The organism is Actibacterium naphthalenivorans (genome assembly GCF_014196965.1).
Lineage (GTDB): Bacteria > Pseudomonadota > Alphaproteobacteria > Rhodobacterales > Rhodobacteraceae > Actibacterium_A > Actibacterium_A naphthalenivorans.
This window is the reverse complement of the sequence record NZ_JACIEQ010000001.1, coordinates 538,087-555,152: the sequence shown is the minus strand read 5'-3', so window position 1 is coordinate 555,152 and position 17,066 is coordinate 538,087. Positions and strand designations below refer to the sequence as shown.

Sequence of the window (17,066 nt, the reverse complement as noted above, 5' to 3'; positions counted from 1 at the left end):
CCTAGTCTCCCGCCGCGCGGCCCTTGAGGGCGATGATGCCCTTTGGCCGGAACTGGATGAAGATGATGATGAAGATGATCATGTAGGTCTGCGCGGCGAGAGTGTTGGAGGGGTTCATCCACTCGATCCCTTTTTGCAGGAAGCCGATCAGCGCCGCCCCCAGAAGGGTGCCCCAGATATTGCCGACCCCGCCCACGACCACGGTCATGAAGCTTTGCACGATATAGTCGCTGCCCAGTTCCGACGTGACCTTGGCGTAAAGCCCGATCGCCACGCCCGCGATCCCGGCGATGCCCGAGCCGAGCCCGAAGGTCAGCATGTTCACCCGGTCGGGGTTGATCCCCATGCTGGCCGCCATGCGCGGGTTTTGCGTGACCGCGCGCATCTCCAGCCCCAGCCGGGTCTTGTTCAGCACGAACAGCAGCAGGAACAGGAAGATGATCCCGAGCACGAAGATCGCGATGCGGATGTAGCTGATCGACACCACATCGTTCAGCACCAGCGCCCCGTCCAGCCAGCCGGGGCTGGTCAGCGGGCGGGCCTGGGTGCCGAAGATGTTCTTGGCCAGTTGCTGCAGCGCGATGGAAATGCCGAAGGTCGCCAGCAGGGTTTCCAGCGGGCGGTTATAGAGCCAGCGGATCACCAGCCGCTCCATCGCCACGCCGGCGGCGAAGGTCACGGCAAAGGCCAGCGGCAGCGCCACGATGATGGACGCGGTATAGTTGGGCACGAATTGCTGCACCACATAGCCGGTATAGGCGCCCATCATGATGAACTCGCCATGTGCCATGTTGATCACGCCCATCACGCCGAAGGTGATGGCCAGCCCGATCGCGGCCAGGAAATAGATCGACGCCAGCGACAGCCCGTCGAGCGCCAGATCAAGGGCCTGGTTCACCCCGACGCGGGTCGAGACCGACGAAAGCGCCTCTTCGGCCGCGGCGGTGATGGCGGCGTCGGGTTCGTTATACTGATCGAAGAAGACATGCGCCCCCAGGGCCGCGTCGATCCCGTCCTCGGTGACGTCGGGCGGGGCAAGCCCCTGGTCGGCGAGGGCGGCATAGGCCCGTGCCCGCGCCTCGGCGGTGCCAAGGGTGTGGATGGGCATGCCCGCGACGGTGCCATCCGCGATATTGGCGATCAGCGCCTCTTTCTTTTGCGCCGCGGTGACCAGCGGCGGCGCCAGATCCGCCGCCACCAAAAGCGCGTAGGCCTCGCTTCGGGGCAGGGCGCTGCTGCCGGGTTTCAGAACGTTGGCGATGTTCACGCCCTCGGGCAGCGCGGGCGCGGCCTTGCGCGTGGTGGCCAGCAGCGGGTTCAGCGCGGCGCGGGCGTCGACGCCCAGGTCGGTGGAAAAGCTTTCGATGGCGGCCACGCGCAGGGCGCTGTCATCGTCATAGGCAATGGTCAGCAACCGTTCCAGCCGCTGTTTGCGGGCCAGAAGCCCGGAGTCGTTCTCGCCCTCGATCGAGGCGCGCAGCGCCTCCAGATGCGAGGCTTCGGGGCCGCGTTCGATGGCGGTCAGCCCCTCGGCGCGCTTGGCCGGATCGGGGTCTGTCAGCTGAAACCGCACAAGCGCCGTGGCGATCACGCTGCGCACGCCGCTGTTGGGCTTGAGCTGGCTGACCAGCTTCTTGTCATACTCGCCGACCGCTTCGCCGGTGGCGATGTCGATCAGGCGATAGGTGTTCCCGTCCACTGCTTCGGCGAAAAAGAACAGCCCGTCCTCGTCGCGCTGCCACAGCTCTTTTTCCCGCCATCTGGCAAGAACCTCGCGGGTTTCGGGAAGGCCCGAGGCCAGCAGCGCCCCGATCACGTCATCTATGGTCTTGCGCGAGGCCTTTTCGACCGCCGCGCGGTTTTCCTGAAGAAGATCCTGAATGGGGCTTTGCGCCTGAACGGCAAACGCGGCCAGAAACCAGAACAATGCCGCGCGGAGCCCGATGAGAAATATGCGTGTCATTCCTGCCCAAACCGGAGGGGGCGCGTGGCCCCCTCCTTCTTGTCGTCGTGAAAGTCCAAGCCCATGAGGCGGCTCAGTAGTTCGACTTGATCTGCACGCAGGTCTCGGTCTCGGTGTTGTACATGCCGCAGCCAAGACCCGGCCAGTCTGCCTCCAGAACCGCAGATTCCGGCAGGTAATCGGTCCAGGCATCACCCGGCACTTCTTCGGTCTGGCTGATGATGTCGAACTGGCCGTCGGCCTGGATTTCACCGATCAGAACCGGCTTGGTCAGGTGGTGGTTCGGCAGCATCGTGGCGGTGCCCCCGGTCAGGTTCGGCACTTGCAGGCCATACATCGCCTCGCGCACCGCATCGACATCGGCGGTGCCGGCTTTCTCAACGGCCTGAACCCACATGTCGAAGCCGATGACATGGGCCTCCATCGGGTCGTTGGTCACGCGATCTTCGCCCATCCGGGCTTTCCATGCGGCCACGAACTCTTCGTTGACGGGCGCATCGGCGGACTGGAAGTAGTTCCAGGCTGCCAGGTGGCCGACAAGGTTGGAGGTGTCGAGGCCGGAAAGCTCTTCCTCACCCACCGAGAACGCAACGACGGGGATGTCGTCGGCCGAGATGCCGGCGGCGGCCAGCTCCTTGTAAAAGCCGATGTTGGCGTCGCCGTTGATGGTGGAAATCACGCCCACCTTCTTGCCGTCGGCGCCAAGCGCGACAACGTCAGCCACGATCTTGGACCAGTCGGAATGACCGAAGGGTGTGTAGTTGACGAAGATATCTTCGGCCGCAATGCCCTTGTCCTTGAGATAGGCTTCGAGGATCTTGTTGGTTGTGCGCGGATAGACGTAATCGGTGCCCAGCAGCGCGAATTTCTCGACCCCCAGTTCCTCGAGGAAGTAATCGGTGGCGGGGATTGCCTGCTGGTTGGGGGCGGCGCCGGTGTAGAACACGTTCTTGGAGCTTTCCTCGCCCTCATACTGAACCGGGTAGAACAGCAGGCCGTTCAGTTCTTCGAGCACCGGCAGGATCGCCTTGCGGCTGGACGAGGTCCAGCAGCCGAAGATCACGTCCACGCCTTCGTTGCTGATCAGCTCGCGGGTTTTTTCGGCGAAGAGCGGCCAGTCGGATGCCGGGTCGACGACCACCGGCACGATCTCTTCACCCAGCAATCCGCCCTTGGCGTTCTGCTGCTCGATGAGCATCAGCATGGTGTCTTTCAGCGTCGTTTCGGAAATGGCCATCGTTCCTGACAGCGAATGCAGAATGCCGACCTTGATCTCGGCCTGCGCCGCGCCAGCGAACACAGCCGTAAGAACGGCGGCGGAAAGAATTTTTTTCATCATGAGCAGATAGTCCCTGTTACGTCCCGTGGAGCGAGACGCCCCACCGGCGCAAAGCGTTGATAATTTTTGCTGTTGGTGTCTCCTGCAAAAAATGAACAGGACCGGTGAGCAAAATGCACCGGTTCGGACAAAAAGGGTATTTGAGATGCGGGTTTTGCAACCGGGAGCGGATCGCGCGGCAATTGCGGATAAGCCCAACGCTTTGAAAGAAATGTGGATTTTTTATGGCGCTGGGCCAGGGTGACATAGCGTCACCCTGACCGCAGCGGTGCGGCATACTTTCGCAGTGGGCGGGGGCGCGTGCCGGCAAATGGGGGGGGCGGCCGGGGCTTGTTAATTAATTGCGCTGTTTGATTATTAAATGTGCAAATGCGTAATTTGTAGCAGCCGCGCGGAACCCGCGCGCAAGAAACCGGTTCCCCGAGTCGGCGGCCGGCCGGGAGGCTGGTTGGAGAGCCGTTCCCCCGGCGATCAGCCGGGCGTGATCTCATAGGGCGGCAGGCTGTCGATCGCTATTTTCAACGCATCGCCCCAGCCATGGGAAATCGTCTGGAAATAGGCGTCATCGCGTTCGACCCGGTGAATCTCTCCCGGTTGCAGGCTGCCGGTCTCGTAGATCTGAAAATCCAGCGGCAGGCCGACCGAGAGGTTGGCCTTGATCGTGCTGTCAAAGGACACGAGCAACAGTTTGATGGCGTCGGCAAAGCTCATGTCCGGGTCGAAGGCGCGCACCAGAATGGGGCGGCCGTACTTGGTTTCGCCGATCTGGAAAAACGGCGTGTCGGCAGAGGCTTCGATGAAATTGCCCTCGGGGTAGATCAGGAACAGCCGGGGCTCGCCCAGGCCGATCTGGCCGCCGACGATCATTGTGGCATTGAACGCCGCGTCGGCCCGCTGGCCGGATTCCGCATGTTCGGCGATCACCTCGCGCAGGGTTTCGCCAATCAGCCGGGCCACCTGAAACATCGACGGCTGTTCGAAGATCGACGGGTTCCGTTCGCCGTGCGCCTTGGTGCGCTCGTCCAGAAGGCTGATGACTGCCTGGGTGGTGGCCAGGTTTCCGGCCGTCAGCACGGTGATCACCCGTTCGCCCGGCACCGACCAGCACTGCATCTTGCGGAAGGTCGAAATATTGTCGACCCCGGCATTGGTACGGGTGTCGGACATGAAGACCAGTCCGGTATTGAGGCGAAGGCCAACACAATAGGTCATGAAACGCTCCTGTCCGCGGTGACCAACACCTATTGCTGCTGTACCTGGATGTCTACGTTCAAAGCTTCATGACCGCTATTGCCAATGCGTAGCCCGTGGATCGGCGCCGCCTCGCGATAGTCGAGCCCCGTGGCCACGCGCACATAGCGCTCATCGGGGGAAATGCCGTTCGAGACGTCGAAGCCGACCCAGCCGATATTCTCCACATGCGCTTCGGCCCAGGCATGACTGGCCTCCTGATGCACGCGGTCGTCCATCATCAGATAGCCCGACACATAACGGGCGGGAACGCCCATCGACCGCGCCGCGGCGATGAAAACATGGGCATGGTCCTGACACACGCCATGGCCGGCGGTCAGCGCATCTTCGGCTGTTGTTTTCGCATTGGTATGGCCGGGATCATATTCGACGGCCTCCAGCACATTGGCCGAAAGCTGATGCATCCGCGCGACCGGGTCTTCGATCTCGCTCAGCAGGCCCTTGGTCAGCTTGCGGGTCAGGTTGCCGGCGCGGGTCAGATCCGTGGAGTGGGCGAAATACCACAGCGGGGCGCAACCCGCGTGCTTGCCGCAGATGCCGGCCGTATCGAAGGTTTCGACCGTGCCCGAACAGGTGATGGAGATCTCGTGCCCGGCGCCGTCGAAGGAAATCAGCAGGACGCGGTTCATATGCTGATCTTCGAACTCCAGCTCGCGCTTGCCGCCCTCGATCTCGACGCTCCAGTTCACGACATGCTGCGCCGGGCGGTTCTTGGGGATCAGGCGCAGTTCCTGCAGGCCATAGGCCACGGGGTTTTCGTAGGTGTAGATCGTGCGGTGGGAAATCTGAAGGCGCATGCGGGCTCAGCCAATAAACCGGAAGTCTTTTTCAATCTGCGCGGCCAGGGCGGCATTGTCACCCAGGAATTCCGTCAGAAACTCGTGCAGCCCGGTTTCGAAGATGTCTTCGATATCGGTTTCCAGCAGTTTGCCGCGCAATGACCGCACCATATCGAGGCTGGCGTATTGATTTTCATACTGTTCCTGCAGATAGCCCAGATTGCCCGAAAGCTTTGACACGCAAAACGCCAGAGACCGGGGCATCCGCCTGTCACGGATCAGGAATTCGGCGATGCCGCGCGGCGTGATATCGGTGCCGTTCAGCCAGCGATAGGAACGCTGCCCCGCAACCGAGCGCAGGATGGTTTCCCATTGCACGTTGTCCAGTGACGATCCGATCTGGCTGACCGACGGCAGCAGCACATAGTACTTCACGTCCAGAATGCGCGCGGTGTTGTCGGCGCGTTCCAGAAAGGTGCCGATGCGGGCGAAATCGAAAATGTCATTGCGCAGCATGGTGCCGTGAAGCGCGCCGCGCACCAGTGCGCTCTGGCGCCGGATCAGCCCCAGAATGCCGGGCAGGTCGGCCTCGCGCACCGGGCGGCGCAGCGCCTCTTTCAGGCTCATCCAGCTTTCGTTGACGGCCTCCCACACCTCGCGGGTCAGCGCGGTGCGCACCATGCGGGCGTTGTTGCGCGCGGCTTCGATCGCCGACATCACCGAAGAGGGGTTTGTCTTGTCGCGCAGCAGAAAGTCGATCACCGCCGCGCCGTCGAAATCGTCATGCCGCGCGAGATAATCATGCCGCACGCTCGCGGTTTCCAGCACCGAGGCCCATTCGTCTTTCGCCGAGTCGGGGCGGGTCAGCGCGATCCGGAACCCGGCTTCGATCAGGCGGGCCGTGTTTTCGGAACGCTCCAGATAACGGAACATCCAGAAAAGCCCGCCGGCAGTCCTGCCCAGCATCCTCTTATCCCCCCAGCACCCATGTGTCTTTCGTTCCGCCGCCCTGGCTCGAGTTAACCACGAGCGAGCCTTTCTTCAGCGCAACCCGTGTCAGCCCGCCCGGCGTGATGTCAATCCGGTCGGGCGAGACCAGCACATAGGGGCGCAGATCCACATGGCGCGGGGCAAGCCCCTCCTTGGCGAGGATCGGAACGGTGGAAAGCGCCAGCGTGGGCTGGGCGATATAGTTTGACGGCTTGGCCTCCAGCTTGGCCCGGAACGCCGCGATTTCCTTTTTCGATGCGGCCGGCCCCACCAGCATGCCGTAACCGCCAGAGCCGTGAACCTCTTTCACCACCAGCTCTTCGAGATTGTCGAGCACGTAGGAAAGCGCCCCCGGCTCTGAGCAGCGCCAGGTGGGCACGTTTTGCAGAATCGCCTTTTCCCCGGTGTAAAACTCCACGATATCAGGCATGTAGCTATAGATTGCCTTGTCGTCGGCAATGCCCGTGCCCGGCGCGTTGGCGATGGTGATGCCGCCCGCGCGATAGACATCCATGATCCCCGGCACACCCAGAAGGCTGTCCGGGTTGAAGGTCAGCGGATCGAGAAATTCATCATCGACGCGGCGGTAGATAACGTCGATCGGGGTATAGCCCTGCGTCGTGCGCATGGCGATGCGCCCGTCGACTACGCGCAGGTCGCTGCCCTCGACCAGTTCGGCACCCATATGGTCGGCCAGAAAGGAATGTTCGAAATAGGCGGAGTTGTGGATGCCCGGCGTCAGCACCGCCACGTTCGGCCCGCCGTTGGCCATCGTCGGGGCGCAGGCCGCAAGCGAGCGGCGCAGGCGCGTGGGATAGTTGGAGACCTCCTGCACCTTGATCCTGCTGAACAGCTCGGGAAACATCTGAAGCATGGTTTCGCGATTTTCGAGCATGTAGGACACGCCCGAAGGGGTGCGGGCATTATCCTCCAGCACGAAGAAATCATCTTCGCCTGTGCGCACCAGATCGACGCCGACGATATGGGTATAGACGCCGCCCGGCGGGCTGACGCCGATCATCTCTGGCAGGAACGCGTCATTCTGGGCGATCAGCTCGGCCGGAACACGGCCCGCGCGCAGAATCTCTTGCCGGTGGTAGATGTCATAGAGAAACGCATTGATCGCCCGGACACGCTGTTCGATGCCCTTTGTCAGTTTGCTCCATTCATGTTCCGAAATGATGCGCGGCACGATGTCGAACGGAATCAGCCGTTCGTCGGCCTCGGCCTGGCCGTAGACGTTGAAGGTAATGCCGGTACGGCGGAAAAAAGTCTCCGCCTCACGCGATTTTTTCTGCAGCCGCCGCAAGTCCTCGTTCGAGAACCATCCGAAATAATCTTCATAGGGGCGGCGGGGGGTGCCGTCGGGGTTCTGAAGCTCGTCAAAAAAGCGTGTGTTTTCGTTCATGGGATCAGGTTAAGAAATTGCGAAGCGGCTGCAACAGCTTGCCGTTGATCAACCGGAAACTCCCACCGATTTGGTGATGAACAGATAGGTGAATGCCTATTTTTTGGGCGCTCACTGGTCCAGCCAGATCGTGACCGGGCCGTCATTGGTCAGGCTCACCGCCATGTCCGCGCCAAAGCGGCCGGTTTGCGTTTCGATGCCAAGCGCGCGCATCTGTTCGGCGAAATGCAGATACAGCGCTTTGCCGGCCTCGGGCGCCGCCGCGGCGGAAAATCCGGGGCGATTGCCGCGGGACGTGTCGGCGGCCAGCGTGAACTGGCTGACCACCAGCGTGGCGCCGCCGGTATCCAGAAGGCTGCGATTCATCTTGCCCGCCTCGTCGCGGAAAATGCGCAGCTTCGCGATCTTGGCGGCAAGCTGTTCGGCCTGCGCCGTGGTATCGCCCGCCATCGCGCAGACCAGAATCACAAGGCCCGGCCCGATCTGCCCGATCACCGTGCCCTCGACCTGAACCGACGCTGCGCTGACCCGCTGTATCAGGGCCCTCATGCCAGATCCTCTGCCATGGGCGGGTTGGCGCCGGCCCGCGAAACCGTGACCGCCGCCGCCCGGAGGCCAAGCGCCAGCGCCGTCGCCATCGCGTCCTTGCCGATCCCCGCGAGCGCGGATTTGTTCAGCCGGCCTTCGGCGTGCAGCGCGGCCAGAACGCCGGCGTTGAACGTGTCGCCGGCCCCGATCGTATCCACGACCTCGGCCCGTGGCGCGGGCAGGAACAGCTCTTCCCCGGCGCCCAGAACACGGGCGCCGCGCGCGCCCTCGGTGATGAACACCAGGCTGGGGCCCCTGGCCAGCAACCCGTGCGCGAGATCGGAAACATCGCCATCGCCTTCGATCCAGCGCAGATCGGCGTCGGACAGTTTCACGATATCGGCCAGCGCGAACAGCCGGCCCAGCCGGGCGCGATAGGTGGCCTCGTCCGCGATATGGGCGGGCCGGATATTCGGGTCGATCATCGTGACGCGCGCGGCGGATTCCCGGGCCATCAGGGTTTCATAGGCCGCGCCACAGGGCTCTGTCATCAAGGAGAGGCCGCCGAAAAACAGGGCATCCACATTGTCGGGCAGGGCGGGCAGATCCGCCGTCGACAACAGCCGCCCGGCGGTGTTTTCATCATGGAACGAATAGCGCGCTTCGCCGTTTTCTAGCTGTACGAAGGCCAGTGTGGTCGGGCTGTCGCAGGTCTGGGCAAGGCCCGTGTCCACGCCGGCGGCGCCAAGCGCGTCGCGCAGCATCCCGCCGAACATGTCCGACGACAGGCGAGAAAAGAACCCGGTGGGCACACCGAGACGCGCCAGCGCGATGGCCGTGTTGAACACCGCCCCGCCGGGGTTGGGCACAAAGGCCCGCTCGCGCGCCATCGTCCGGCGCGGTAGCATGTCGATCAGCGCTTCGCCGCAGCACAGGATCATGAGCGACTCCTTTCGGGTTTGCGGGTCTTCTGCATAGCGGCGCGGGCACGGCGGTGCAAAAGGGGGCGGCGGAAATTGACCGGCGTCAGTGACCGGACATCGGGGTTGTTACATGAGTCTGCTATTCACAACATTGGGAAAAGGAGGCCCGAGATGGTGGAAAAAACACATACGACAGGGCTTTGGCCGTCGCTCTACGATCCGTTCCGCAGCGTGGGCGCGCGGGTGGCCGACTGGTTCGCGCCGGCATCCGAAGCCTCGGTTCGCGACGAAGGCTATCGCATCGCGCTGGAGCTGCCGGGCGTGGCGGAAAAGGATATCTCCGTCACCGTTGAAGATGGCGTTCTGACGGTGAAGGGCGAAAAACGATCCGAGAGCGAGCAAAGCGGCGACAGCTGGTATTTCAGCGAGCGCCAGTACGGATCATTCTCGCGCAGTTTCCGCCTGCCGCCCGAGGCCGACCCCGGCCTTGTCAGCGCCGCGCTGAAGGATGGTGTGCTGACGCTTTCGGTCGGGCGGAAAGATCCGACCCGGGGGCGCGGCGCCACGGAGATTCCGATCTCGTCGGGCTGAGCCGGCTATTGCTGGTTCATTGCCGCCAGATAACCAATGATGCCGGCGACGATCGCGCCCAGCACGACGGCCAGCGCGATTTTCCAGGCCGACCAGGGGCGTTCCCCCTGAACCCGGCCGGTCTGGCCGTTGACGACGAAGCGATAGGTCTTGCCGCGATATTTATACGCGGCAAGCCAGACCGGCAGCAGGATGTGCTTGAAGGTTACGTCCGACACTCTGGTATCCAGCGCGTGAATGCGCTGCGCGTCACCGCCGATGTCGAATTTCACGTCCCGTTCGATGGCCCGGTCCATATGCGCGCGGGCCTCGTCGAAGCCCTGGGCCAGTTCGACGGAATAGCCTTCCGCCCGGAACCCGGCGAGGTATTCGGGCCGGTAGGGCTCCAGCGCCGACAGATCCCAGGGCTCCAGCGCGTCGGTAAAGCGTTTGGGCAGCGAGCGGGAGGCCAGAACCAGCACATCGTCGAAGAACCGCGCCACCCGGCCCGACACCGGGCGCCAGCGGATTTTCTGAACCCGGACCGTTTCACGCTTGCCATCGCGCATCACCGTGCGGGTTTCATAATAGACCGTGCCGCGTTCGCCCCGGTAGGCGGATTTCGTGTCGGCGTCGAAGGTCCAGTAGGGCACGTAGATGCCCTGCATCTTCCGCCCCTTGCGCGCATAATCCTGCAAGCCGTTGGGCGCGAACCACAGCCGCCCGAGCCAATCGGTCATCGCCTTGCGCGCGGTGGATTCGTCGAGCGCGAAGGGCAGGGCGCCGCGCGGCTTGATATGGCGGTGGAGGCCGGTATCGGTGACCACGGGGGTGGCGCAGAACGGGCATTCGGCGGCGTGGGTGTTCGCGTCGAACTCGACCTGGGCGCCGCAGTTCGTGCAACTCAGGACGCGGGTTTCCTCGATCTCGGCGTCGGGCAGCCGCGCCTTCAGCGCGGCGTGGAAATCCAGCTCGCGGATCACGGCGGCGCGGGGGGCGGGGCTGTTGACCGGCACCGTGTTGCCGCAGTGATCACAGACCAGCTTTGCCGCCGCCGGATCGAACCGGAGGTCGGCCCCGCACTGATCGCAGGGAAAGCGGTGTTCCGATTGTGCCGGTCGTTCGGACAAGAGTTTCACGCCTCCGGCGGGGATATTTGAGGAAAGATGAAACGGGTGGTCAGGCTGCGGGCGGCGGCGGCGGTGGCAGGATGGTGAAGAGCTGTGCCAGCTCGGCCACGTCCTCGGCCCGCATCCAGCCGTCCTGGCCCGGTGTCCAGACATAGGTTTGGCGCGTCAGCCCGCCTTCTGTGGTCATCCGGCCCAGATCGGCCTTGGAATAGGGCCCCCTGGTTTCCCCGTTTTCGGCGATGTGCCAGACATGTTCGACCGGCGGCGGGGGCGGTGCGGCCGGGGCGGTTTGCGCGGGGCGCGCGCCCCAGGGGCCCGGTTGCGCCATCTGGCCGGCGGCCGCCATGCCAAGGCCGATGCCGAGCCCGGCGCCCATGCCGCCGCCGCCCGAGGGGTTGCGCGCGGCGGCTGTCATCGCCTCGGCCGCCGAATACTGGGTGAACTTGCCCAGATCGCCCGCCAGCCCCATCGAGGTGCGTTTGTCGAGCGCCTCTTCCACCGCGGGGGGGAGTGAGATGTTCTCGATGTAGAGTTCGGGCATCGACAGGCCGTAATCTTCGAGCGTGCCGGAGATCTGCGCGGCGACCAGCTTGCCCAGATCGGCGGTGTTGGCGGCCATGTCGAGCACCGGGATGCCGGAGGCGGCGATCACGCGGGAAAATTCCTGCACGATGATGTTGCGGATCTGAAAGCTGATCTCGTCCATGGTGAATTCGCCGTCGGTGCCGACGATTTCGATCAGGAATTTCGCCGGATCGGAGACGCGTACCGAATAGGTGCCGTAGGCGCGCAGGCGGGTGGGGCCGAATTCGGGGTCGCGCAGCATGATCGGGTTCTTGGTGCCCCATTTGAGATCGTTGAACCGGGTCGTGTTGACGTAGTAGATTTCGGATTTGAAGGGCGATTTGAACCCGTGATCCCAGTGCTGCAGCGTGGTGAGCACCGGCATGTTGTTGGTTTCGAGCATATAGAGGCCGGGGGTGAACACATCGGCGATCTGGCCTTCGTGCACGAACACCGCCGCCTGGCCTTCGCGCACCGTCAGTTTGGCGCCGTATTTGATTTCATGGCCTTCGCGCTCGAACCGCCAGACCATCGTGTCGCGGCTGTCATCGGTCCAGTGGATGACGTCAATGAATTCGCCGGAGAGGAAATCGAAAATACCCATATCTGTGTCCTCGGGGTTGGGGCCCGCCGCGACCCGCGCGGCCGGAATTTCGGAGACCACGGTGCCGCGGCGGCGCCGTGGGGGATGTTCAACTCTCGCCTCCCAGCAGCTCTGCCGCGATCTGGCGCAGGATGGGGCGGGCCTCTGCGACCTGCATGCCGGGGCGCAGGCGCGGGTCGTAGAGCATTTTCAGGAGCAGCTCGTCATGGTTCGTCAGCAGCGCGAATTCCTCGTCGTCGTTGAAGATCGAGGGGCGCGCGGCGGGGCTGTCATTGGCCAGGCCAAGGCCCTGGGCGAGTTCTTCGTGGATGCATGACAGGCGCAGCAGGTCGGGGTGTTCGCCCCGGATCACGGCAACCGCGCGGGAATAGTTCGACGCATTGCCGCGGGAAAAGGCGAAGACCAGGCAGAGCGTCGAGCGGGGCATGCCGGTGATGGTGCGCACGGCGGTTTCGTCGATGCCCGGCGCGAGCCGGCGCAGCTGCGGGGCGTAGGCGCGCCTTTCATCCTCGTTCAGAACCAGCACGTGGAAATTCGCGGCCTCGGGGCTGGTCACGCCGATCGGCAGGCCGCTGACGCGTGACAGGCGGGCGGCATAGGCGGCGATGTCTTTGCGGTCTTGATTGCGCTGCGCCTCGGAGATGCTGGCACCGAAGGTGATGCCCAGGCGGACAGGCTCTTCCCAGCGGCGCAGGCGGCTTTCGGTGGTTTGGGCGACGAGGGCGCCGTTCCGGGCGACATATTCGTCATAAAGCGCGATCTGCACGAAGTTTTCCACAAGCTGCCTTTGGGAAAACGGCACGTCGGGGCCGCCGCCATCGCTGCGCAGCAGCCCCCGCGCCAGAAGATCCGACTGAACCCGGGCGAAATGCGCTGCCGTCGCCTGGCTGACCTCGGACGGCTCGGTGGGCACCGCGACGGGCGTGCTCGGGCGTTCCGGCGGGGCGGTGGCCGGCACCGGCACGGCCGTCTCGCAGGAGGCGAGGCCGAGGCCGGCGATCAGGGCCAGCGCCAGTCTGGTAAGGGGGGCTTTGATGACTGCCTCCCGTTCTCAGACGCCGGGCACGGCCGTGGCGGCCGTGTCACCCACACCATCGTGGCGGGCTTTGGCGGCGGCCAGCGTATCGCGCAGCTCGGCTTCCATCTTCTTGAGGTCTTCCTCGGCGGCGGCGCGCTTGGCCTTGCCCTCATCGGCGATCTGCAGGCTTTCCTGGATCGTGGCGATCAGCGTCGCGTTGGCCGATTTCACCGCTTCGATATCGAACACGCCGCGCTCCATCTCTTCGCGCACCACGCGGTTGGCCTGTTGCAGGTTTTCGGCATTGGCGGTCAGCAGCTCGTTGGTCAGGTCGGCCGCGCCGCGCACCGCCTCGGCGGCCTCCTTGGAGCGCTGGATCGTCACCGCCTGCGCAAGCTGGGTTTCCCACAGCGGCACGGTGTTGACGAGCGTCGAGTTGATCTTGGTGACCAGCGATTTGTCGTTTTCCTGCACCAGCCGGATCGAGGGCAGCGACTGCATCGTGACCTGGCGAGTCAGTTTCAGGTCATGCACCCGGCGTTCCAGATCGTCGCGCGCGGCGCGCAGGTCGCGCAATTCCTGCGCCACGATCACCTGATCCCCCTCGGGGGTGGCGGCGACCTCTTTTTCCTTGGCGGGGATGACGGTGCCGTCCAGCTCTTTCAGCTTCTCTTCGCCGGCGGCGATGTAGAGCGCCAGCTCGTCGTAGAAATCGAGCGTCTTTTCATAGAGGTTATCAAGCGACTTGATGTCTTTCAGCAGCTTGTGCTCATGGGTCAGCAGGTTGTCGGTGATCTTGTCGATCTGGCCCTGAACCGTTTCGAAATTCGCCAGAAACTTGGCGAAGGGGGCGGAACGGCCCAGAAGTTTTTCCCACCAGCTGCGTTCGCGCCGCACGTCCAGCTCGGACACTGAAAAGCCGCGGATGGTGGTGACGATGTTGCGCAGGCTGTCGCCGGCCGGGCCGACATCCTTGTTGCGCACATCGGCCAGCATCGCCTGGCTGATCTGCTGCAATTCCGCCTGCGCGGCCGAGCCGAAGGCGATGATCGAATTGGTGTTGCCCATGTCGATCTCGCCCATGCGTTTGCGGATCTCTTCGGCCACGGGCGCTTCGGCGGTTTCCAGCGGCACGATCTCGCCCACGGGTTCGGGCAGGATCACGGCGGTCAGCTTTTCCACTTCGGCCAGATCCTGGGCGGCTTTCTCACGAACATTCTGTGACATCGGAACTTTCCCTTTTTCTCTTGCGGGGCGCCTAGGAGCGTACCCCTTCGCGCTGTAGCCGTTCGCGCAGCACTTCGATTTCAACATCCAGGTCCGAACGGTCATCCAGCAACAGGCTGTTGGTCCGGGCCGCGAAATTCTGTTCAAGATCGGTCAGCAGCGCCTCGTAATCGGCGCGGACGCCGGCATCGCGGGTGCGGCTGTAGATATCGGCGAACTTGGCCGTCGCATCGCGCGCGCCCAGCAGGTAGACGCCCAGATATTTGCGCGCGGCGGTCAGATCGCGCGGGTCTTGCTCGACGGTGCGGAACATTTCGCGCGCGGTGGCCTGAAACGCGTCGACGCGGGCCTCGAGCTTGCGGTCGCCGGCGCGCAGGATGGCGTCTTTCATCGCGGCCAGGTGTTTCTCGGCCTCGTCCACGGCATGGGCGACGCGATCCTGCTGAAATGTATCGACCCCTTCCATGCCCTTGTCCGACAGCGGATCGAGGCCGAAGGCAAAGCTGTGCAGCACCGTGCCCAGTACCGCGAAGATCACCGGATTCAGCAGCCCGGCCTCGGGTGCGAAGCCGGCCAGAAACAGCCCTGCGCCGGTCAGCACCGAGGCAAAGATCTTGCGCGGGATGGCGGGGCGGCGGGCGACGCGGCGCGCCTCATAGGCTTCTTGGGCCTTCAGCCCTTCGCGGGTCAGCCAGGCGGCCAGGATCAGCACGCCGAAGGCCGCCAGATCGAGCGCCAGGCCCACGGGTTCGGATGCGAAGGCGGAAAACAGCAGCGGGAAGGGCGCGATGAACAGGAAATTCACCCGCCCGCCCGCGCGGGTGCGGGTCTTGCCGTGAAACGGGTTCTTCGGGGGCGGCGCATCCTTGGGGCCGCCGGTGCCCTGGGGGCTGAATTTCCCACCATAACGCTGTGCCATCACGTGCCTCCGCCGGCCGAGACGTAGAAGATCAGCGCCACCAGAAGGAAAAAGGCGATCTTTTGCAGCCCCGTGTCCGACATCCTGCCCCCGTTATCTGCACCGCACCGCTTATATAGGCGATGCAAAGGTTACGTGAAAGCGCGCGCTGCGCGTTACGACTTGAAGCTTTGCTCGGCCCGGCGTTCCGCGGCGAGTTTGCGCGAATAGCCCGATTGCAGGATTTCGACGGCGAAAAGTACCAAAACCGCGAAGTAGAAAGTGGTTTTCGACATCGGGATCAGCGGATAGCCGAAGATCTTGAGCTGCAGCGCATCGTCGTGCATCGCGTGGGCCGCGGCCGGGCCGGCCTCGCCCAGCAGCACCACGCCGACAATCAGCAGGACGAACAGGCCCAGCACCTCGTACATCCGGTTTTTCTGGATGAAGGTGGTGACGCCATCGGCCAGAAGAACCATCGCCGCGCCCGAAGCCAGGATCGCGGTGGCCAGTACCGGGAAAACATCGGTGATGGCCAGTGCCGACAGGATCGAATCGAAGCTGAACACCAGGTTCATGGTCACGATCAGGGCAATCACCTGAAGGCCCGATTTCCCCGGCTTGCCCTCCACGTCATGCTCCAGATGCTCGACCGACAGCATATGCGAGATTTCCTTGACCGCCGTGTAGATGATGAAGATGCCGCCGAGGATGAACACGACCGTGGCGAAATTCACGCCGCCTTCCAGCACGCCGGTCCAGTTCATCACGAAGAAAGGGGCCGACAGGCTGTCGATCAGCCGGATCATCACCAACAGCAGCACGACCCGCAGCGCCACGGCGATGATGATGCCCCAGAACCGCACCGCCCTTTGCTGCGCCACCGGCGCGCGCTGGCTTTCGATGCTGATGTACAGCAGGTTGTCGAAGCCAAGAACGGCCTGCAGGAAACACAGCATCAGCAGGTTTCCCAGGTTCTCGATCGTAAGCAGGTCTGCCATCCGCCGGCGCTCCCATCCGTGTTTCGTCTCGGGGCAGCAAGCCATAGTGCGTGACCTACGGCAAGGTGCCTTCGCTTATCGTTTTCCCCGTGGCTTGCGGGCAACGCGGGGCTTGGGCGTGGCCGCGGGCTTGAAATCCTTGTCCAGCCCAAGCTGGTCGCGCAGCACGCGCGGGCGGATTTCCTCGACCGCGCCTTCCTTGAGTTCGCCGAGCTGGAACGGGCCATAGCTGACGCGCAGCAGCCGGTTCACCACAAGGCCCACAGCCTCCATCGCGCGGCGGATCTCGCGGTTGCGGCCTTCGCGGATGCCGATGGTCAGCCAGGCGTTGGCGCCCTGCTGGCGGTCCAGTGACACATCCATGGGCTGAAACCGCTCGCCGTCGATGGTGATGCCCTTGCGCAGCGGCTCGAGCATCGTGTCATCGGGCCGGCCCTTGACCCGCACCCGGTATTTGCGCAGCCATCCGGTCGAGGGAAGCTCCAGCCGCCGCTTGATCTCTCCGTCGTTGGTCAGCAGCAGCAGACCTTCGGAATTCAGATCGAGCCGGCCCACAGACATGACGCGAGGCATGTCTTCGGGCAGGGCGTCGAACACGGTCGGGCGGCCTTTTTCATCGCGCGCGCTGGTCACCAGCCCGGCGGGTTTGTGGTAGAGCCACAGGCGCGGCGGCTCGGGCGCGGCCAGCGGCTTGGCGTCCACGGTGATCTTGTCGGCGGGGGTGACGTTGAGTGCGGGGCTGTCAATGGTCTTGCCGTTGACGGAGACGCGACCGGCCTCGATCATCCGTTCAGCCTCGCGCCGCGAGGCGACGCCGGCACGGGCCAGAACCTTGGCGATACGCTCGCCCGGAGGGGGGGTGGTGTTCATACT

16 protein-coding genes are annotated in these 17,066 nt (G+C 63.8%); 1 reads left to right on the top strand and 15 read right to left on the bottom strand.

Annotated features, from left to right (window positions below; all coding sequences use genetic code 11):
* Nucleotide 1: 1 nt before the first annotated feature.
* The 8 genes from urtB to GGR17_RS02635 form a co-directional block, all read right to left on the bottom strand.
* Complete coding sequence (gene urtB / locus GGR17_RS02670; RefSeq protein ID WP_054538199.1) at nucleotides 2-1,963, bottom strand: urea ABC transporter permease subunit UrtB; 1,962 nt, start codon at nucleotides 1,961-1,963, stop codon at nucleotides 2-4.
* 73 nt (nucleotides 1,964-2,036) lie between these two features.
* Entirely contained in the window at nucleotides 2,037-3,299 is a 1,263-nt protein-coding gene (gene urtA, locus GGR17_RS02665; protein WP_369817420.1) for an urea ABC transporter substrate-binding protein, read from the bottom strand.
* 474 nt (nucleotides 3,300-3,773) lie between these two features.
* On the bottom strand, nucleotides 3,774-4,514 hold the full coding sequence (locus tag GGR17_RS02660) for a proteasome-type protease (RefSeq protein ID WP_054538201.1): 741 nt from the start codon (nucleotides 4,512-4,514) through the stop codon (nucleotides 3,774-3,776).
* Nucleotides 4,515-4,543: 29 nt separating this feature from the next.
* Nucleotides 4,544-5,350 (bottom strand): transglutaminase family protein, encoded by an 807-nt coding sequence (locus tag GGR17_RS02655; RefSeq protein WP_054538202.1) that lies wholly within the window; start codon nucleotides 5,348-5,350, stop codon nucleotides 4,544-4,546.
* 6 nt (nucleotides 5,351-5,356) lie between these two features.
* The gene (locus GGR17_RS02650) at nucleotides 5,357-6,298 is read right to left on the bottom strand and encodes an alpha-E domain-containing protein (protein WP_037205865.1); all 942 of its coding nucleotides are present in this window, start codon (nucleotides 6,296-6,298) and stop codon (nucleotides 5,357-5,359) included.
* Nucleotides 6,299-6,302: 4 nt separating this feature from the next.
* Entirely contained in the window at nucleotides 6,303-7,730 is a 1,428-nt protein-coding gene (locus tag GGR17_RS02645) for a circularly permuted type 2 ATP-grasp protein (protein WP_054538203.1), read from the bottom strand.
* A gap of 111 nt (nucleotides 7,731-7,841) precedes the next feature.
* Nucleotides 7,842-8,279 (bottom strand): D-aminoacyl-tRNA deacylase, encoded by a 438-nt coding sequence (gene dtd, locus GGR17_RS02640; RefSeq protein WP_054538204.1) that lies wholly within the window; start codon nucleotides 8,277-8,279, stop codon nucleotides 7,842-7,844.
* Nucleotides 8,276-9,199 carry a carbohydrate kinase family protein gene (locus GGR17_RS02635; RefSeq protein ID WP_054538205.1) on the bottom strand — a complete coding sequence of 308 codons (924 nt, stop codon included), beginning with the start codon at nucleotides 9,197-9,199 and terminating at the stop codon, nucleotides 8,276-8,278. The genes dtd and GGR17_RS02635 overlap by 4 nt, the downstream gene beginning before the upstream one ends.
* A gap of 153 nt (nucleotides 9,200-9,352) precedes the next feature.
* Here GGR17_RS02635 and GGR17_RS02630 point away from each other — a divergent pair, with 153 nt between their 5' ends.
* Complete coding sequence (locus GGR17_RS02630; protein WP_054538206.1) at nucleotides 9,353-9,772, top strand: Hsp20/alpha crystallin family protein; 420 nt, start codon at nucleotides 9,353-9,355, stop codon at nucleotides 9,770-9,772.
* A 5-nt stretch (nucleotides 9,773-9,777) separates the two neighbouring features.
* Here the strand turns inward: GGR17_RS02630 and GGR17_RS02625 are convergent, their stop codons facing one another.
* From GGR17_RS02625 to GGR17_RS02595, 7 genes are all read right to left on the bottom strand, one after another.
* Nucleotides 9,778-10,890: a primosomal protein N' (replication factor Y) - superfamily II helicase gene (locus tag GGR17_RS02625; RefSeq protein WP_369817368.1), complete on the bottom strand. Its 1,113-nt coding sequence runs from the start codon at nucleotides 10,888-10,890 to the stop codon at nucleotides 9,778-9,780.
* 40 nt (nucleotides 10,891-10,930) lie between these two features.
* Nucleotides 10,931-12,049, bottom strand: coding sequence for an SPFH domain-containing protein (locus GGR17_RS02620; RefSeq protein WP_054540324.1), 1,119 nt, complete (start codon nucleotides 12,047-12,049; stop codon nucleotides 10,931-10,933).
* An 88-nt stretch (nucleotides 12,050-12,137) separates the two neighbouring features.
* Complete coding sequence (locus GGR17_RS02615; RefSeq protein ID WP_255353385.1) at nucleotides 12,138-13,013, bottom strand: DUF2927 domain-containing protein; 876 nt, start codon at nucleotides 13,011-13,013, stop codon at nucleotides 12,138-12,140.
* A gap of 87 nt (nucleotides 13,014-13,100) precedes the next feature.
* Nucleotides 13,101-14,294: a toxic anion resistance protein gene (locus tag GGR17_RS02610; RefSeq protein ID WP_054538209.1), complete on the bottom strand. Its 1,194-nt coding sequence runs from the start codon at nucleotides 14,292-14,294 to the stop codon at nucleotides 13,101-13,103.
* A 31-nt stretch (nucleotides 14,295-14,325) separates the two neighbouring features.
* Nucleotides 14,326-15,213 carry a 5-bromo-4-chloroindolyl phosphate hydrolysis family protein gene (locus GGR17_RS02605; RefSeq protein ID WP_054538210.1) on the bottom strand — a complete coding sequence of 296 codons (888 nt, stop codon included), beginning with the start codon at nucleotides 15,211-15,213 and terminating at the stop codon, nucleotides 14,326-14,328.
* 155 nt (nucleotides 15,214-15,368) lie between these two features.
* Nucleotides 15,369-16,193, bottom strand: coding sequence for a TerC family protein (locus GGR17_RS02600; RefSeq protein ID WP_054538211.1), 825 nt, complete (start codon nucleotides 16,191-16,193; stop codon nucleotides 15,369-15,371).
* A 75-nt stretch (nucleotides 16,194-16,268) separates the two neighbouring features.
* The gene (locus GGR17_RS02595; RefSeq protein WP_054538212.1) at nucleotides 16,269-17,063 is read right to left on the bottom strand and encodes a pseudouridine synthase; all 795 of its coding nucleotides are present in this window, start codon (nucleotides 17,061-17,063) and stop codon (nucleotides 16,269-16,271) included.
* Between the last annotated feature and the right edge of the window lie 3 nt (nucleotides 17,064-17,066).